The 18,344-nt window shown below is 53.5% G+C and carries 17 protein-coding genes and 1 other RNA gene; 6 read left to right on the top strand and 12 right to left on the bottom strand.

Going from position 1 to position 18,344, the window contains the following annotated elements; all coding sequences use genetic code 11:
- Positions 1 to 6: 6 nt before the first annotated feature.
- Entirely contained in the window at positions 7 to 645 is a 639-nt protein-coding gene (locus E9531_RS14275; RefSeq protein ID WP_136574445.1) for a 3-oxoacid CoA-transferase subunit B, read from the bottom strand.
- A 2-nt stretch (positions 646 to 647) separates the two neighbouring features.
- Positions 648 to 1,355, bottom strand: coding sequence for a CoA transferase subunit A (locus tag E9531_RS14280; protein WP_136574446.1), 708 nt, complete (start codon positions 1,353 to 1,355; stop codon positions 648 to 650).
- A 132-nt stretch (positions 1,356 to 1,487) separates the two neighbouring features.
- Between E9531_RS14280 and E9531_RS14285 the strand changes: the two genes are divergently transcribed.
- Entirely contained in the window at positions 1,488 to 2,039 is a 552-nt protein-coding gene (locus E9531_RS14285; protein WP_136574447.1) for a PAS and helix-turn-helix domain-containing protein, read from the top strand.
- A gap of 60 nt (positions 2,040 to 2,099) precedes the next feature.
- On the opposite strand, the gene E9531_RS14290 is transcribed toward E9531_RS14285, so the two are convergent.
- From E9531_RS14290 to gyrA, 10 genes are all read right to left on the bottom strand, one after another.
- Positions 2,100 to 3,260 (bottom strand): tetratricopeptide repeat protein, encoded by a 1,161-nt coding sequence (locus tag E9531_RS14290; RefSeq protein WP_136574448.1) that lies wholly within the window; start codon positions 3,258 to 3,260, stop codon positions 2,100 to 2,102.
- Positions 3,261 to 3,263: 3 nt separating this feature from the next.
- Positions 3,264 to 3,533 (bottom strand): lipopolysaccharide assembly protein LapA domain-containing protein, encoded by a 270-nt coding sequence (locus E9531_RS14295; RefSeq protein WP_136574449.1) that lies wholly within the window; start codon positions 3,531 to 3,533, stop codon positions 3,264 to 3,266.
- 63 nt (positions 3,534 to 3,596) lie between these two features.
- A complete protein-coding gene (locus tag E9531_RS14300; RefSeq protein ID WP_342210866.1) occupies positions 3,597 to 3,932 on the bottom strand; it encodes an integration host factor subunit beta in 336 nt (111 codons plus the stop codon).
- 179 nt (positions 3,933 to 4,111) lie between these two features.
- Entirely contained in the window at positions 4,112 to 5,797 is a 1,686-nt protein-coding gene (gene rpsA, locus E9531_RS14305) for a 30S ribosomal protein S1 (RefSeq protein ID WP_136574451.1), read from the bottom strand.
- 288 nt (positions 5,798 to 6,085) lie between these two features.
- Positions 6,086 to 8,107 (bottom strand): bifunctional 3-phosphoshikimate 1-carboxyvinyltransferase/cytidylate kinase, encoded by a 2,022-nt coding sequence (locus E9531_RS14310; protein WP_136574452.1) that lies wholly within the window; start codon positions 8,105 to 8,107, stop codon positions 6,086 to 6,088.
- Positions 8,108 to 8,227: 120 nt separating this feature from the next.
- On the bottom strand, positions 8,228 to 9,094 hold the full coding sequence (locus E9531_RS14315; protein WP_136574453.1) for a prephenate dehydrogenase: 867 nt from the start codon (positions 9,092 to 9,094) through the stop codon (positions 8,228 to 8,230).
- A 65-nt stretch (positions 9,095 to 9,159) separates the two neighbouring features.
- The gene (gene pheA / locus E9531_RS14320) at positions 9,160 to 10,269 is read right to left on the bottom strand and encodes a prephenate dehydratase (RefSeq protein ID WP_136574454.1); all 1,110 of its coding nucleotides are present in this window, start codon (positions 10,267 to 10,269) and stop codon (positions 9,160 to 9,162) included.
- A gap of 116 nt (positions 10,270 to 10,385) precedes the next feature.
- Positions 10,386 to 11,492, bottom strand: a complete 1,107-nt coding sequence (gene serC, locus E9531_RS14325) for a 3-phosphoserine/phosphohydroxythreonine transaminase (RefSeq protein WP_136574464.1) — start codon at positions 11,490 to 11,492, stop codon at positions 10,386 to 10,388.
- Between the two features lie 38 nt (positions 11,493 to 11,530).
- A complete protein-coding gene (locus tag E9531_RS14330; RefSeq protein ID WP_136574455.1) occupies positions 11,531 to 12,325 on the bottom strand; it encodes an alpha/beta fold hydrolase in 795 nt (264 codons plus the stop codon).
- Positions 12,322 to 15,033 carry a DNA gyrase subunit A gene (gene gyrA / locus E9531_RS14335; protein WP_136574456.1) on the bottom strand — a complete coding sequence of 904 codons (2,712 nt, stop codon included), beginning with the start codon at positions 15,031 to 15,033 and terminating at the stop codon, positions 12,322 to 12,324. The genes E9531_RS14330 and gyrA overlap by 4 nt, the downstream gene beginning before the upstream one ends.
- Before the next feature lie 245 nt (positions 15,034 to 15,278).
- Between gyrA and ompA the strand changes: the two genes are divergently transcribed.
- The 5 genes from ompA to E9531_RS14360 all read left to right on the top strand — a co-directional run bounded on the left by ompA (position 15,279) and on the right by E9531_RS14360 (position 18,268).
- The gene (gene ompA / locus E9531_RS14340; RefSeq protein ID WP_136574457.1) at positions 15,279 to 15,935 is read left to right on the top strand and encodes an outer membrane protein OmpA; all 657 of its coding nucleotides are present in this window, start codon (positions 15,279 to 15,281) and stop codon (positions 15,933 to 15,935) included.
- A 116-nt stretch (positions 15,936 to 16,051) separates the two neighbouring features.
- On the top strand, positions 16,052 to 16,777 hold the full coding sequence (gene ubiG, locus E9531_RS14345; protein ID WP_136574458.1) for a bifunctional 2-polyprenyl-6-hydroxyphenol methylase/3-demethylubiquinol 3-O-methyltransferase UbiG: 726 nt from the start codon (positions 16,052 to 16,054) through the stop codon (positions 16,775 to 16,777).
- A 21-nt stretch (positions 16,778 to 16,798) separates the two neighbouring features.
- A complete protein-coding gene (locus tag E9531_RS14350) occupies positions 16,799 to 17,473 on the top strand; it encodes an HAD family hydrolase (protein ID WP_136574459.1) in 675 nt (224 codons plus the stop codon).
- Between the two features lie 14 nt (positions 17,474 to 17,487).
- Positions 17,488 to 17,863, top strand: a transfer-messenger RNA (tmRNA) gene (gene ssrA, locus E9531_RS14355).
- 219 nt (positions 17,864 to 18,082) lie between these two features.
- A complete protein-coding gene (locus E9531_RS14360; protein WP_136574460.1) occupies positions 18,083 to 18,268 on the top strand; it encodes a hypothetical protein in 186 nt (61 codons plus the stop codon).
- The last annotated feature ends 76 nt before the right edge of the window (positions 18,269 to 18,344 follow it).

Genomic DNA, 18,344 nt, shown 5'->3' on the forward strand with positions numbered 1-18,344 from the left:
CCAAGCTCACTGAAGCAATGGAACGCCTGTTTTGGTCTGGATTTCTTCAAAGCTCACGCCGTCGGCCAACTCGACGAGCTTCAAACCTTGCGGCGTCACATCCATCACACCTAAATCAGTGATGATGCGATCCACCACGCCAACGCCAGTCAAAGGCAAGGTACACGATGGCAAGATTTTTAAATCCGTTGTGCCATCTTTTTTCTTGGCTACATGCTCCATCAACACGATCACGCGCTTCACGCCTGCAACAAGGTCCATCGCGCCCCCCATGCCTTTGACCATCTTGCCGGGAATCATCCAGTTGGCCAGATCGCCTTTTTCCGACACTTGCATAGCGCCCAAAATCGACAGGTTGATTTTGCCGCCACGAATCATCGCGAATGACTGATCACTGCCAAAAATGGAAGAGCCGGGCAAAGTCGTCACAGTTTGCTTGCCTGCATTGATCAAGTCGGCATCGACCTGATCATCGGTTGGGAACGGGCCAATGCCCAGCATGCCATTTTCTGATTGCAACCACACCTCTTTATCACCAGTATGGTTGGCCACCAGTGTAGGAATGCCAATGCCGAGATTCACATAAAAACCGTCTTCGAGTTCTTGCGCCGCACGTGCGGCCATTTGGTCTTGTGTCCAAGGCATGATCAGGCTCCTTGCTTTTCAGTAATGGTGCGCTTTTCGATGCGCTTTTCAGGATTGGGGTTATGCACGATGCGGTTCACATAAATGCCTGGCAGATGAATGTCATCGGGCGCTATGTCACCAATCTCAACAACTTCCTCCACCTCCACAATGCACACCTTGCCCGCAGTGGCTACTGCAGGGTTGAAGTTGCGCGCCGTCAATCGAAATTGCAGGTTACCGCTTTTGTCTGCACGATGCGCTTTGACCAACGATACATCGGGCACCAATGCATGCTCCATCACATAGGTTTGACCATCAAATTCACGCAGCTCTTTACCTTCGGCCACCATAGTGCCTACGCCTGTTTTGGTAAAGAAAGCTGGAATGCCTGCGCCACCTGCACGCAACTTTTCAGCCAAAGTGCCTTGCGGCGTGAATTCGAGCTCCAATTCACCAGCCAAATACTGGCGCTCAAACTCTTTGTTCTCGCCCACGTAGGAAGAGATCATTTTTTTGATTTGGCGTGTCTCCAGCAACTTGCCTAAACCAAAACCATCAACTCCTGCATTGTTCGAAATCACCGTCAAGTTCTTCACACCACTATCGCGCAACGCATCAATCAGCGCTTCTGGAATACCACAGAGGCCAAAGCCACCAACGGCAAGGGTCTGGCCATCAGCCACCAGCCCCTTCAAGGCTTGTTCAGCCGAAGGATAGAGTTTGTTCAAGTTGATCTCCTTGTGATCTGGAACAGGAAAAGTACACGTCAGGCAACTTGGCTTCATATGCGGCCATTGCAACTGCCAACACGCTACGATACTACGTAAATATGTACGTAGTTTTTCCTAAAGAAAACCCCTATGCCACAACCCGATGAGTACCGCATGGCATTCGAGATGGCCCCGGTTGGTTTGGTCATTTCAAAGCGACGCACGATTATCGATTGCAACCAACAGCTGTGCGATATTTTCATGACCAGCAAAGAAACACTCATGGGACGCTCTTTTCAAGAGCTTTACCCCAGCGCCGAAGAGTTTGAACGTTTAGGTGCCCGCATTGCCCCCATCCTCAATGCCAAAGGCCACTATGCCGACAGCCGCATCATGAAACGGGCCAATGGCCAAGTATTTTGGTGCCATGTCAGTGGCAAAGCCTTGGATCGCAGTGATCCACATGCAGCTGGAATCTGGAGTTTCGAGGACATCAGCGCGCAACGCCCCGTCACACAGCACCACCTAACTGGCCGTGAACGCGAGGTTGCCTCTCGCCTACTGGAGGGCAAAACATCCAAAGTAATTGGCAAAGAATTAGGAATTAGCCACCGCACGGTTGAGTTGTACCGCGCCCGGTTGATGCGTAAATTCCACGCGCACTCCACACCCGACCTGATTCAACGCATGTTAACCGTGTGATGGAAGCAGGGTGAATGCATATACCAAGCACACGAACCACGGAGCCGTTGAATGCAGGTCCTATGTATGCAGCTCTTCAACGCGTTTGGTCGGGAAGCTTTCCCAACTCTGGCAGCCGGGACATTGCCAGAAATAATTGCGCGCCTCAAAGCCGCAGTGCAAGCAGCGGTAGTTCAACAATGGCTGCATGGCCTTATCCAAAGCCCGCTCGATCACTGGATCTTGCTGCTGCAACTCCATCCAGTTAGCAGCAGCCACCAAAGATGGGTGCCTGCGAATATGTTCAACATACCATGCACCCGCACGCGGCAGCCCCATGTGACGTTCAATGGCCACCAACGCCAGCAGTACATCCAGACTGGCTTCAGTTTCATAATGCACACGCAATGCCGTATGCACCTGCTGCAAAAGCAATTGATCGTCTTGCAGGGCATCAAAAATCGTTCCGTCCCACATGCCTGCAAGAAGTGGCAAGGTTTGCGGCATTTTCTCAGACACTTGCAGCGCCCACTCTACCGCTTGGCGATGCTGGCCTTGGGCCAGCAACAGCTTGACCTGCTCAATACCTGGCCGTACACCAGCCGCATCAACGGCCTTGGCCTGTGCCAAAAGCGCAGCAGCACGATCGAATGCTTGTTGGCGCATGGCTTCGTTGGCCTGCTCACACAAATAGTGCATTTGTTTGCCTGCAAGCTGCGCACGCTCATGCTCATTCGTCATGCGTGCAGTCAAACGCAAAGCCTGCTCCCAATCATGGGTGCGCTCGTAGATATACAGCAGCGCCGTCTGCGCCTGGCTCTCCAAAGTGGTCCCCTCAAGCGGTCGCAATGCGTTTTCTGCCCGATCGAGCAAACCTGCCTTAAGAAAATCCTGTGCCAATTCCCACTGCGCTCTTGCTCGGTCCACCGCGCTCAAATCAGCGCGCGCGAGTAAGTGCTCATGCACGCGCACGGCACGGTCGTATTCGCCACGCCGACGAAACAAACTGCCTAAAGCAAAGTGCAGCTCCACCGTATCAGGGTCTGATTGCACGGCCTGCACAAAAACATCAATGGCTTGGTCTTGCTGCTCATTGAGCAAATACGTCAGGCCTTGGAAATAAGCCCGAGGCGCACTACGCTGAAGAATGCGCATTTGACGCCAATCTAAACGCGATGCCAACCATCCCAAAATAAAAGCAATGGGCAACCCCAAGAGCAACCATGCCCATTCAAAATCCATGTATTACTCCTGTTGCGTTGGCGTATAGGCACTGGCCTGAAACGCTGAGGCCATTTGCGCTTCACGGTTGCGTAGCTGGCGCCAGCGCGGAATGACTGTGGCCAAGCCGATGGCCAACCCCAGCGCAAATGCGACCAACATGGCCAACACCATGGGCCCATGCCACTGCATGCCAAAAAACCAATGCACCGTGACGGGATGCTGGTTATTGAGCGAAAAGGCAAACAGCAGAAAGAAAAAGGCTGCACGTAGCAGCCAAATCAAATATTTCATAAACACTGTAAGGCAACGGCTGGTAATACCACCAAGCGCTGCCATCATACCCTAGGGGTGTTCTTACTCCGAACGGCCCTTTGACCCTTGATCCACTGCTTCACGCAAGGCTTTACCTGGTTTGAAATGCAGCACCCGTTTTTCAGGGACTTCAACTGTATCGCCATTGCGCGGATTGCGCCCAATACGAGGCGCGCGGCGATTGACGGTAAAACTGCCAAAACCACGGATTTCAATCCGATGGCCCTGCTCCAAGGCATCGCCCATCGACTCCAACAGGACTTTGACGGCATATTCAGCATCCGTCTGACTCAATTGGGTGAAATGCGCCGCAAGCTCTTCAACAAGATCAGATCGTGTCATGGTTGGAGATGGAGTGAGTGCACATGTCCCATCAATAAAGATGGCATGGCATTGCAGTAAACAATGTCAGCATTGCTTTGATGGACTCCGATGATGGAGCATTAACCAATGCTTGCTGTGAAAGCAACAACCCCTGACACCAAGGTGCAGGGGTTGTGCATCAGAGAATCTTCAACGCTGGCAGAGCCCAAACTCTGCATACCAGCGATGCCGATTTACTTCTCTTCTGCGTTGTCCAGCTTGGCTTTGAGCAATGCGCCCAAGCTAGTCGTACCGGCATTTCCAACGGATTGCTGAGACAGGTTGTCCAGCGCTTCTTGTTGGTCAGCAGCATCCTTAGCCTTGATAGACAACTGGATGTTGCGGCTCTTACGGTCGATATTGGTAATCACAGCAGTGACTTCATCGCCTTCCTTGAGCACGTTACGGGCATCTTCCACGCGGTCGGCAGAGATGTCAGAAGCGCGCAGGTAACCGATGATGTCTTCACCCAGTTCGATCTCAGCGCCTTTGGCATCAACAGTCTTGACCTTGCCTGTCACGGATTGGCCTTTGTCGTTGATCGACACGAATGTTGTGAATGGATCAGCGTCGAGCTGTTTGATACCCAAGGAGATGCGCTCACGCTCAACGTCCACAGCCAACACGATCGCTTCGACTTCTTGGCCTTTCTTGTAGTTGCGCACAGCGGCTTCGCCAGGCTCGTTCCAAGACAGGTCAGACAAGTGCACCAAACCGTCGATACCGGAGGCCAAGCCCACGAACACACCGAAGTCAGTGATGGACTTGATTGGGCCCTTCACGCGGTCGCCACGGTTGGTTTGCTGAGCGAAATCTTGCCAAGGATTAACCTTGGTTTGTTTCATGCCCAAGGAGATACGGCGTTTGTCTTCGTCGATGTCCAGCACCATGACTTCGACTTCGTCACCCAAAGCAACGATTTTGGATGGAGCAACGTTCTTGTTGGTCCAGTCCATTTCGGAGACGTGCACCAAACCTTCGATACCTGGCTCCAGCTCAACGAATGCACCGTAGTCAGCGATGTTCGTGACTTTACCGAACAGACGTGTGTTGGCTGGGTAGCGACGTGCCACACCCACCCATGGATCTTCACCCATTTGCTTCAGGCCCAGAGAAACGCGGCTCTTCTCAGCGTCAAACTTGAGCACTTTGGCTGTGATCTCTTGACCAGCTTGCACCACCTCGGATGGGTGACGCACACGGCGCCATGCCATATCGGTGATGTGCAACAGACCGTCGATACCGCCCAAGTCCACGAATGCACCGTACTCGGTGATGTTTTTCACAACACCAGTCACGATCGCGCCTTCGTGCAGCGTTTCGAGCAACTTGGCGCGTTCTTCGCCCATGGAAGCTTCCACCACAGCACGGTGCGACAGCACGACGTTGTTGCGCTTGCGATCGAGTTTGATGACTTTGAATTCCAAAGTCTTGTTCTCGTATGGAGTCAGGTCTTTCACAGGACGTGTGTCGACCAAAGAACCTGGCAAGAAGGCGCGGATGCCATTGACCAGCACAGTCAAACCGCCTTTGACGCGACCAGAAGTCACACCAGTGACGAACTCGCCAGATTCCAAAGCTTTTTCCAGCGACAGCCATGAGGCCAGACGCTTGGCGGTGTCACGCGACAAGATGGTGTCGCCGTAACCGTTTTCGATAGAGCCGATGGCCACCGAAACGAAGTCACCGACTTGGACTTCAACTTCGCCTTGATCGTTCTTGAACTCTTCCAGTGGAATGAAGGACTCAGACTTCAAACCAGCGTTCACCACCACAAAGTTGTGCTCGATACGCACGACTTCAGCGGTAATGACCTCACCTGGGCGCATTTCCGTACGCTGCAGAGATTCTTCAAATAAGGCGGCAAAAGATTCAGACATGTGTTTCCTTGACCAGACTATCGGCTTCCGTCAGCCCTATTGCTGAACGTTTTTATCTCGACAGTTGGCAGTGTGTGGTGCGCTCTTGCCCTTGTGGGCCCAAGCCACCACCAGTTGGGTAGTGAAAAAACCAGCACGCTTGTCATCAAGCTTGCTGGGCGAACTTCGCGTGTGCCAAAGAAAGCAACTCAAAAGGCACCCTCGAACATCAATAGGCAACTGCACTCAGCAGTCTCACCTATATGTTGCACGCCATGGAGGTGAAAGGCCCGTGTTGCGAGGCTTGTATCAAGCCACGCTGCGCACTTGTGCCCACCACTGGAGCACTTGCTCAACCGCAGCATCCACGCTCATGTCAGAGTTATCCAACACCTTAGCGTCTGCAGCGGGTTTGAGGGGCGCCACTGTACGCGTCGTATCCCTCAAGTCACGCGCTTCTAGCTCTTCGCGAAGGGTGGTAAGTGTAACGTCAAAGCCTTGCGAAATCAATTGCTTATAGCGACGCTCGGCCCGCTTCTCCGCGCTTGCGGTCAAGAACACCTTGAGTGGCGCTTGCGGAAACACCACCGTGCCCATGTCACGCCCGTCTGCAACCAAACCCGGCACATGAGCACAGCCGCGCTGCCACTGCAGCAGCGCATCGCGCACAGCGGGGATGGCAGAGATCAGCGACGCATCACGACTTCCTTGGTCTGAACGGATGGCGGCAGTCACATCGTCGCCTTCTAGCAACACCTTCTCCCCATCAAACACCAACTGTAGCGAGCGCGCAACATCTGCCAAGGCATCTGCGTGCTCGGCCGCAATGTCCAACCCCTGGCGACGCGCAGCCACTCCTGCGATGCGATACAGCGCGCCGGAATCGAGCGCGTGGTACCCCAAACGCTCTGCCACCATAGCTGCCAACGTGCCTTTGCCTGATGCACTGGGCCCATCAATACAAATCACAGGCACAGCACCCGCTTTCGGGCGGGTCACAGAAAACAGCGCCTCAAAATAATCAGGAAAGGTTTTCCCCACGCAGCGCGGGTCTTCTATGCGCACCATGACCGCAGCCGGATTGAATGCTGCCAGAGCAAAACACATGGCCATGCGGTGGTCGTCATACGTGCCAATCGAAGCACTGCGCCACTGTGCCTGCGCAGGCGGCGTCACCGTCAACCAGTCTGCGCCACTCTCTACTGTTGCGCCCAGCTTGCCCAACTCGGCCACCATGGCATCAATGCGGTCTGTTTCCTTGACACGCCAACTGCCAATGTTGGTAATCCGTGTCGTACCTTCTGCATACAAAGCCATCACCGCCAAAGTCATGGCCGCATCAGGTATGTGGTTCGCATCCAGTTCAATGGCTTTTAACGGCCAACTACCACGCTGCACCTTAAGCCAATTCGGCCCAGTTTCTACATGAGCCCCCATTTGACGGGCCGCCTCGATAAAACGGATATCACCTTGAATTGAATCTTCGCCAACACCTTGAATGGTAATGGCGTGGCCAACCGCAGGATCACAGGCAATCGCGCCCAGCGCAACAAAATAACTGGCTGAAGAGGCATCCGCTTCCACATACAAAACACCGGGAGACTGGTAACGTGAACCTGCCGTCACGGTGAACCGCTGCCAATTCTCGTTACATACGTTGATGCCAAAGCGCTGCAGCAAGTTCAGGGTGATGGCGATGTAAGGCTTGGAGATCAACTCCCCCACCACCTCAATCACATAATCGCGCTGCTGCGCAATCAAAGGCAATGCCATCAGCATGGCAGTCAAGAATTGACTGGAAACATCGCCACGTATGCGAATGCATGTATTGCGCTCTAGCTCCGCGCGGTTAGCAGCCTGCAGTACCAACGGCGGATAGCCTTGCGTTTTTTGATAAGAAATATCACAGCCAAGCTGTCGCAATGCATCCACCAAATCGCCGATGGGGCGCTCTTGCATACGCGCAACCCCTGTGAGCTCAAAACGCTGTCCTGGGGCCGCCAACAAAGCCAATGCGGCAGTCAATGGGCGAATCGCTGTTCCCGCATTGCCTAAATGCAGCAATGCTTGCTCAGGCAAACCATGGCGATCCAGCCCTTTGATGGTTACGGTGTTTTGCTTATGTTCAATTGCACAGCCCAAGCTACGCAATGCAGTCAGCATGGCGTCGGTATCGTCTGAAGACAACACGTCATGCAGCACCGTGGTTTGACCTTCGCACAACGCAGCCAACAACAGCACACGGTTTGAAATGCTTTTGGAGCCTGGCAACAATACGCTACCGCTGGCACTCTCAAGAGCAGGAAGGTCAAGAAACGGGATGGAATACATGCAGTCTTTCAAAATGATCAAGAGGAGAGTGACGCAATACAAGAAGCATGCGTTGCGGCGCGGAACGCACCGCAATGGCATACGCCACGCCAATATCTCGATTGCCTGTGCGGCACAGGTTTATGGGCGCCAGGCGTTACGCGCCTTGCTGGCTTTGACAATCAATGCCTCCAGGGCATCACCGTCTTGTGCATGCAGCGCTTTTTGAAACGCTTGCATGGACAGCACCAACTGGCGCAACTGCCCCATAACTTCGGTCCGATTGGCCAATAACACATCGCGCCAAAGTACAGGATCACCACCCGCGATACGCGAAAAATCTCTAAACCCCGGGCCAGCCAACTTCATGAACGAGGCGTAACTTTCCTGTGAAAGCAAACTATTCATGAATGAAAACGCCACCAAATGCGGCGCATGGCTGATTCCAGCCAAAAGCGCATCATGCTCACAAGGAGGCATCACGTGTACGCGCCCTCCCACGGCTGTCCATAACGCCTGCGCCTCCTGCACCTTGTCGAGATCGGTGGCAGGCGTAGGTGTAAGCACTACATTGGCATCTTGGTAAAGCGCGGCCTCAGAATGCTCAACGCCCGAAACTTCTTTGCCTGTAATGGGATGCGCTGGAACGAAATACTGGCCGTTCCAGCCCAAATATTTCTCGGCGTTCTGCACCACGTCTTGCTTGGTGGAGCCCACATCCATAGTCAGTACGTTCGATTGCACAAACTGGCGGATACTTTTAAAAGTCTCGCTCGTAGCCGACACAGGAACGGCAATCACAATCAAATCGGACCCGGCACACGCCTGCATGGCTGACTTGGCCTCTTGATCAATGACCCCCAACGCCTTCGCCCGCGCCGTAGTGGAAGGCGACTTGCTGTAGCCAACGACCGATTTGACCAGCTTCGCACGCTTTAATGCCAAAGCCAGTGAACCACCCATCAGGCCACAACCAATGAGGCCCATTTGATTGTATGTTTTCGTCATTTCTCGATCACTTCGCGCGTCGCACACAACACGCCTTCATCACACAACAAGGAAGGTTTACAAACTCAGGCTTTGAGTGGGTACGCACCCAAGAGCTTGAAGAAGGCACTCAAGCTACGCAGCTCAGCCAACGCGGCGGCCACATGCGCCTGTGTTGGGTGCCCGTCCAAGTCAATGTAAAAGTAATACTCCCACTGCCCGGTACGTGCTGGACGCGATTCAAAGCGTGTCATCGACACATTGTGCTTTTTCAGCGGTGTGAGCAACTCATGCACAGCACCTGGGCGGTTGGGTACTGCAATCACCAAACTGGTGGCATCACGCCCAGTTGGCTCAGGCATCGCCATGGTCTCTGGCAGTGTGATGATGCCAAAACGGGTGCGGTTGTACGCATCGTCTTGAATGGCCGGAGCCACAATATGCAAACCGAACTGCGTAGCCGCACGCTCACTGGCAAGTCCTGCCCATGCCGGATTGGTCGCAGCCAAGCGCGCCCCTTCAGCGTTACTGGCCACTGGGCGGCGCTCAGCATGGGGTAAATGCTTGGCCAGCCATGCATGGCATTGCGCCAAAGCTTGGGGGTGAGCCAACACGGCCTCAATGCCATCGATACTGTTGTTCAGGCGCAGTAAATTGTGCCGCACCTGCAAAATCACCTCACCGACCATGTGCACAGGCGACTGCAGCAGCAAATCGAGCGAGCGCGTGACTACGCCTTCATTTGAATTCTCCAGCCCAACCACCCCAAACTGCGCGTTGCCTGACATGGTGGCGTGAAACACCTCATCAAAACTGTTGCAATACACAATGTCTGCAGCGCCACCAAAATACTCAACCGCAGCCTGTTCGCAAAAAGTACCAGCAGGCCCAAGAACCGCCACACGTTGAGGCGATTCAAGCGCCAGACATGCAGACATGATTTCACGCCAGACTGCCGCAACATGCCCATTTTTCAGAGGCCCTTGATTGGCTCGCTGCATTTTCTCAATGACTTGTGCAACTCTATCTGGACGGAAAAAAGTAGTACCCTCTTTTTTCTTCAGTTCCCCTACTTCTTGCGCCACACGGGCACGCTGATTCAAGGTATCCAACAGGTGCCGATCCAGGGCATCAATGCGATCGCGCAATGCCAACAATTCAGGGGTGGCAACAGGTTCATTGGGTTTATTTGTCATGGGGCGCACATTCGAAGAAAGTATTCAATCCAGAAGAAAACATCGAAACCAACCGCTGCCAGCTAGCCAGCACCAACACCAGTACCCATCAACCAGCCAGCAGCAGTTATCGCCGATCAAGCAGCCGTCTTCTCAAACTCACGCAGATAAGCAATCAACGCATCCACACCTGCCTCAGGCATGGCGTTATAGATACTGGCACGCATACCGCCAACAGACTTGTGACCCTTGAGCTGCAGCAGGCCTCGTGCCTTGGCACCAGACAGAAAGTCTGCATTGCGGCTCTCATCAGCCAAGAAAAATGGCACATTCATGCGTGAGCGTGCTGTGGCCGCAACCTTATTGCTGTAGAAGCTGCTGCTATCCAAATAATCGTAGAGTTTTTTCGCCTTGCGAATATTGCGCGCCTCAACAGCGGCAAGACCAGTCAGTCCGCCTTCTTGCTGGCGCAAGACCCAGTCAAACACCAAGCCCGCCACATAGATACCCCAAGTGGGTGGGGTGTTGTACATAGACTGGTTCTTCGCGACCAACTCGTAATTGAATGCGCTTGGGCAAATATCCAGTGTGTGGCCAATCAAATCCTCTCGCACGATAACAATGGTCAAACCGGAAGGTCCGAGGTTTTTCTGCGCACCAGCAAAAGCCAAGGCTACTTTGCTCCAATCGATGGGACGAGACGCGATATGAGACGAGCAATCGATCACCAAATCAGCACTCGAGCCTAAAGCCTTCAAATCCGGCAACGTCTGGTACTCAATGCCATGAATGGTTTCATTGCTGCAGATATGCAGATACACCGCATCTTTGGACAAGCTCCAACTCGCCGGGTCCGGGATCTCAGTAAAGCCGCTGGCCTTGGCAGTCGCTGCCACATGGGCAGTGGCATATTTACCCGCCTCCTTAAAAGATTTCTCTGTCCAACTGCCTGTTAACACAAAATCCGCGACCCCTCCGCGGGAGATATTCAAGGGGACGATGGCATTCTCTCCAATGCCACCACCTTGCATAAACAGAATCTGGTAGTTAGCTGGTACCGCCAGCAAAGCACGCAAATCACGCTCTGCTTTTTCGTAAATCGAGATGAACTCCGCACCACGATGGCTCATCTCCATCACACTCATGCCACTGCCATGCCAATCGAGCATGTCAGCAGCGGCGGTTTGCAGCACTTCTTCGGGCAGCACGGCTGGGCCGGCAGAAAAATTAAAAGGGCGAGGAATGGTCATGAAAAACCCACAAAACTGGAATCGAAAAAACACTAGTTTGTGCGCCGCCGTGATGGCGCACAGAAAAAATCAACCACCATCTTCAAAAATGCCTCTGCTGCATCATCATGGACTGCATGCCCTGAAAAAGCCTGATTCCACAAGTGCGCATGCGGCAACGCATCTTGCAATGCACTCACCTCAGCCAGACTCAAAAGCGGATCGTTATCTCCCCGAATCAGCAAAAGTGGCGCCTGAATGCCTCTGACCGCCTCACTCGGGTATCCATCTGCTGTTCTATCGAGCCAAAGCGCCTTCACTGCGCCAAGCAGCGCATCAAAATCTGGCTGTGGATTCTCTTGCTCATAGCTAGACAGCGCATGCGGGAACAACTGCTCCCAACGCTGACGCGTTAACCCCTGCAAAAAAGGAATCGACGGATCACCATCCAACAAACGCCATTGCGCCCCGACTGTGGCCAGCGCCTGCACACGCACAGGGCACTGCAAAGCCAAGCGATACCCGGTAATACCGCCATCGCTAAACCCCAGAATATTCACGCTAGCGAGCTTCAAATGGTCAAGGACAGCAACCACATCGGCCGCGTGCTGCGCATAACTCAGCGGCAGCGCCCCCATGGACGATCTACCGTGGCCACGAAAATCAAGAAGCAACAAACGAAAAGACTGCGCCAGTGCATCTACAACAGAGTCCCAATCATGGGAGCTCCCCATTCCGCCGTGCAAAAGCAACAACGGCTGTGCCTGTGACTGCCCAAGCTCATAAACAACCAACTCGGCACCACCGACTCGGCAGACATGCTGCCGAGCTTGCGCTAACAAACTCATTGCACCTGAGCCCCATCATCGCTTGGCTTGGGTGAATCGTCCTGCGCTGGCGCAGCACCATTCTCAGTCGCAGCTACATCCTCTGCGACACCGCCATCTTCACCCCCCTCATTCGCATCGTTCTCCACAATGCGTTGTAGGCCTATGAGCTTGGCGCCCTCATCCAGCGCAATCAACGTCACGCCTTGTGTGGCACGGCCGAGCTCACGGATTTCAGCCACACGAGTGCGCACCAACACACCGGTATCCGTGATCAGCATGATCTCGTCTTCCGGGCCCACCAAGGTAGCAGCAACCACCTTGCCATTGCGCTCCGACTGCTGAATCGCAATCATGCCTTTGGTGCCGCGGCCGTGGCGCGTGTACTCGGCAATCGCCGTGCGTTTGCCATAGCCGTTTTCGGTAGCAGTCAACACGCTTTGCGCCGACGGATCGCCCTCAGCCTCAGCCACGAGCATGGCGATCACACTTTGGGTCTCTTCCAAGTTCATGCCGCGCACACCGCGCGCATTGCGGCCCAAAGGACGCACATCGTTCTCGTCAAAACGTACAGCTTTACCGTTGTCAGAGAACAGCATCACATCGTGTTTGCCATCGGTCAGCGCCGCGCCAATCAGGAAGTCGCCCTCGTCCAAGTTGACGGCAATAATGCCTTTTTTGCGCGGATTATTGAATTCGTCCAGCGCGGTCTTTTTAACCGTGCCTTTGGCGGTTGCCATGAACACATACTGGTCGGCCGGGAAGGTGCGGGCTTCGCCAGTCAATGGCAAAACGACGGTGATCTTCTCGCCATTTTCCAGCGGGAACATATTGACGATAGGGCGCCCCCGCGAGCCACGCGAGCCTTCTGGCACTTCCCAGACCTTAAGCCAGTACAGGCGACCACGGTCAGAGAAGCACAGAATGTAATCATGCGTATTGGCAATGAAGAGCTGATCGATCCAGTCGTCCTCTTTAGTCGCAGCCGCTTGCTTGCCACGGCCGCCACGTTTTTGTGAGCGGTACTCGGACAATGGCTGGCTCTTGATATAGCCAGTGTGGCTGAGCGTGACGACCATATCCGTTGGGGTAATCAAGTCCTCGGTCGACAAATCTTGCGCGCTATATTCGAGCTCGCTTCGGCGTGCCCCCAGTTTGGTTTCACCGTACTCGGTTTTGATCGAGACCAGCTCTTCACTGATGATGGTCGAGACACGCGCAGGCTTGCCCAGAATATCCAGCAAGTCTTCAATTTGCGCCATGACCTCCTTGTATTCGGCCACGATCTTGTCTTGCTCCAATCCGGTCAAGCGCGAGAGACGCATCGCCAGAATTTCTGATGCCTGGGTATCCGAGAGGCGATAAAGCCCGTCTTTGCCCAACCCATATTGCTTGCCCAACGTTTCAGGCCGGTAGTCATCGGCATTGACCACACCACCATCCTCACGGGCACGCGTGAGCATTTGCTTGACCACTTGGCTGTCCCAGCCGCGGGTCATCAGCTCTGCCTTGGCCACTGGCGGCGTGGGCGACTCGCGAATGATTCGAATGAAATCATCAATATTGGCCAACGCTACAGCCAGGCCTTCCAGCACATGGCCACGGTCACGCGCTTTGCGCAGCTCAAAAATTGTGCGGCGTGTCACCACTTCGCGGCGGTGTTGCAAGAACACCTGCAGCAAATCTTTCAAGTTGCACAATCGTGGCTGGCCATCAATCAAGGCCACCATATTGACGCCAAAAGTGTCTTGCAGCTGGGTCTGTTTGTAGAGGTTATTAAGCACGACCTCGCCAACTTCTCCGCGCTTGAGTTCAATCACCAAGCGCATGCCGGACTTGTCCGACTCATCCTGAATATGACTGATGCCTTCAATCTTTTTCTCGTGCACCAGCTCAGCCATGCGCTCTTGCAAGGTCTTCTTGTTGACTTGGTAGGGCAGTTCGTCAACGATGATCGCCTGGCGCTGGCCACGATCAATATCTTCAAAGTGCACCTTGGCACGCATCACCACCCGGCCACGCCCTGTGCGGTAACCGTCTTTTACGCCATTCATGCCATAAATAATCCCGCCAGTGGGGAAATCAGGCGCAGGAATGAATTCCATCAAGTCATCCACGCTTGCCTCTGGATTGTTCAGCAGATGCAAACAAGCGTTGATGGTCTCTGACAGGTTATGCGGTGGAATATTTGTCGCCATCCCCACCGCAATACCACCCGAGCCGTTAACCAACAGGTTCGGGAAACGCGCAGGCAAAACCAAAGGCTCCTGCTCACTGCCGTCGTAGTTAGGGCCGAAATCAACCGTTTCCTTGTCGATATCGGTAAGCAGTTCATGCGCGATCTTGGTCAGACGTACTTCGGTGTATCGCATAGCCGCAGCGTTATCGCCATCGACTGAGCCGAAGTTACCTTGCCCGTCAACCAACATGTGCCGCAATGAAAAAGGCTGCGCCATACGCACAATCGTGTCGTACACAGCTGTATCACCGTGCGGGTGGTACTTACCAATCACATCACCCACAATACGGGCAGACTTCTTATAGGCCTTGTTCCAGTCATTGCCCAATTCACGCATGGCGAACAAGGCTCTGCGATGCACAGGCTTGAGCCCATCACGCGCATCCGGCAGCGCCCGCCCCACAATCACGCTCATGGCGTAATCGAGATAGCTGCGGCGCATCTCCTCCTCAAGGCTAATCGGTAGGGTTTCTTTAGCGAATTCGGTCATAGGATCGAAAGCCTGTCACAAGGCCCCAGCAAACAAAAGCAGATATTGTATGCCGTGGGACGCGCTGTAGCTATATCGCAACATCCAGAGAAGGAATGTGGCAATGTTTGGATTTGTGACGCTGTGACAGTGGCGCCTGACCCCATGGCTATGGCACAATCGGCTTCAACGTTTTTGATGCACGCCATCAGCGACGTCCCTTTTTATCGCAGCGCGGCTGCGGCCCTTTCCCCAAGAGGAGAACCATGAAGAAACTCAACAAAGTGGCGGTTTTGTTTGCCTCTGCTGCAATTGCAACAGCCGCTAGCGCTCAAATTAAAGCTGCCGATGGTGGCAATGTTGTCGACAACTGGCAAAACGGCTCTGGCGAGCTGGTTTGGAAAAACGGCACTAACGAATTGTGCTGGCGTGATGCTTTCTGGACACCTGCTACAGCAGCTGAAGGTTGCGATGGCGCCTTGGTTGCTCAAAAAGCTGAACCAGCACCAGCTCCAGCACCAGCTCCAGCACCAGAACCAGTTGTGAAAACAGAAAAAATCACTGTTTCTGCTGATGCATTCTTCGACTTTGACAAAGCCACCCTGAAACCAGAAGGCCGCGCCAAGTTGGACGAATTGGCAAACGCAGTTGCTTCTGACAAGTTCGAATTGGAAGTCATCGTTGCCGTGGGCCACACTGACTCCACAGGCCCAGAGGCTTACAACCAAAAACTGTCTGAGCGTCGTGCTAACGCAGTAAAAGCTTACTTGGTAAGCAAAGGTGTTGAAGCCAACCGCGTTTACGCTGAAGGTAAAGGCGAATTGCAGCCTGTAGCTTCCAACAAAACTCGCGAAGGCCGTGCACAAAACCGTCGCGTAGAAATCGAAGTGACTGGTTCCGCACAAGTCAAACAAGCTCAGTAAGCTTTACTGCATGCCTTGATTAAAAGCCCCTTACAGGGGCTTTTTTTATTGCCTATAAATAGCCAGGCACATATCAGCCTACAAGCACACAATGCTTCCAAGGCATAATTGGCAGTATGAGCACACCCGAACTGCCCCTCAACGCCGATGCGGCGGAACTTAAAAAATTTTCCGATCTGGCCCATAAATGGTGGGACCCAAACGGAGAATTCCAACCACTGCACGCAATCAATCCATTGCGACTTGATTGGATCAGTCGCCTCTCAGGCGGTTTAGACCAGAAAATGATTGTGGACGTAGGCTGTGGCGGCGGCATTTTGGCTGATTCGATGGCACGCCGTGGTGCAGCCGAAGTTTTAGGTATCGATCTTGCTGAAAAATCGCTCAGTGTGGCCAAACTCCATGCCATTGAGGCATCCACGCCAAATATCGACTACCAAACCATCAGCGCAGAAGCATTGGCCGCACAACGCCCAGCAAGCTTTGATGTAGTGACCTGCATGGAAATGCTGGAGCACGTACCCAACCCCGAATCAATTGTGCAAGCATGCGCCGCAATGGCCAAACCTGGCGGCTGGCTCTTTTTCTCCACCATTAACCGTACCCCAAAGTCATGGCTTTTTGCCATCGTTGGCGCCGAATATGTATTGCGCATACTTCCACGTGGAACGCACGACCACGCGAAATTCATCACTCCAGCCGAGCTCTCTCTCTGGATTCGCCGCAGTGGGCTTGAATTGCAAAGCAGCAGCGGCATGGAACACAATCCGCTGACCGGCAGATATTGGCTAAGCAGCAACACCGATGTGAATTACATGCTCGCCGTGCGCAAGCCATTTTGACAAAAATTTGAAGTCCAATTCGTGACCGCCCTCTTTCAAAACACCAAAGCCGTCCTCTTTGATCTCGATGGCACATTGATTGATTCAGCCACAGAGCTGGCACATGCCGTTAATCGTATGCGAAGCATACGCGGCCTTCCTCCTTTGCCACTTGAGGCCTACCGCCCTTACGTTGGCAGCGGCGCTCGCGGATTGCTCCCTATTGGTTTAGGCGTGGGGCATGAGGACAGCGAATTTTCCGCGTTACGCGAGGAATTCTTCGATACCTACGAAGCCTGTATTGGTGAGGCCACCATCCCCTTTGACGGGGTTGCACTGCTACTGCAAAAAATCGAACTCGCCCAACTACGCTGGGGGATTGTCACCAACAAAGTTGAGCGATTCGCTATTCCTATCGTTGAGAAAACGGCTGCCTTCCGCAACTGCAGCGCCTTAATTGGTGGAGATACAACCCCCTACTCCAAACCCAAACCTGAACCATTACTAGAAGCCGCAACACGCTTACACATCACAGCGTCTGAGTGCATCTACGTGGGAGATGATGTGCGCGACATGGTCGCAGGGCGCGCCGCAGGCATGAAAACCGTCACAGCACTCTACGGTTACATTTCCCCAAGCGAAAATACGCAAAACTGGCCAGCAGATGCCTACATAGAATCTCCACTACAACTTACACAGTTACTCGGAATAGACTAGAATTGCTGTTCTCTGGGGCTGTCCTGGTTTCGACGTGGGTACGGATCTGGAGTGGTGCATGTCGAGCTTGAGTTACGCTCGTAAATCTCAATTCAAAAAACTAACTGCAAACGACGATCGTTTCGCACTCGCTGCTTAATACCGGCGAGACTTGCAACAGCACGTTGATGGGCTGGGCAACAAAGTCGCAAGACTTTTAGCTGCAAGTTAATTTACATCAACTGGTTGGTTGCCGGGCACCTTGGCAACCAATGAGATCTAAGGATGCTGGCCTTCCTCAAAGCGTGTGGCTGCGCGTTGTAGAAGGCAAGATCAAATCAGACCACTAAACATGTAGAACTGCCCGGCAAAGGCTTGCGGACGCGGGTTCAATTCCCGCCAGCTCCACCACTTTTACTTCCAAGGCCGTCCGCTGACCTCCAGCAGACGGCCTTTTTCATTGGGAAAACAAGGTTTCAACGTCCAAGAACGTCCAAGGACTTCTGCTTACTTCCACGATTTAGATGGGTAACTCTCCAAAAAAGTTACCCATCTAGTTACCCATGGCAAAGCAAGACCTATTGAATGGCAAGCAGATACGCGCAGAGCTGAAAGCGGTTCAAGTCACACATGGATAGACACAGGAGCCGCCCTACCCACCCTGCTGCCCACCATCATGAAGCGCCGCAAGGAAAAAAAGCCAATGGGGACCCGCACTTGGTACCGCTTACCAGCCAAGCCATTACCGCACTGGAGAACGTGAGAACGCTTAGCGGGCATGGCCGCTACGTTGCTCCCCTCTACCCTGACCTGTGAGCGCCCTATGAGTGATACCACCGTGCGCAGTGCCATGCACCGTGAATCACACCGGATTTGATGGAGGCTAGTTAGT

The organism is Lampropedia puyangensis (genome assembly GCF_004833285.1).
GTDB lineage: Bacteria > Pseudomonadota > Gammaproteobacteria > Burkholderiales > Burkholderiaceae_C > Lampropedia > Lampropedia puyangensis.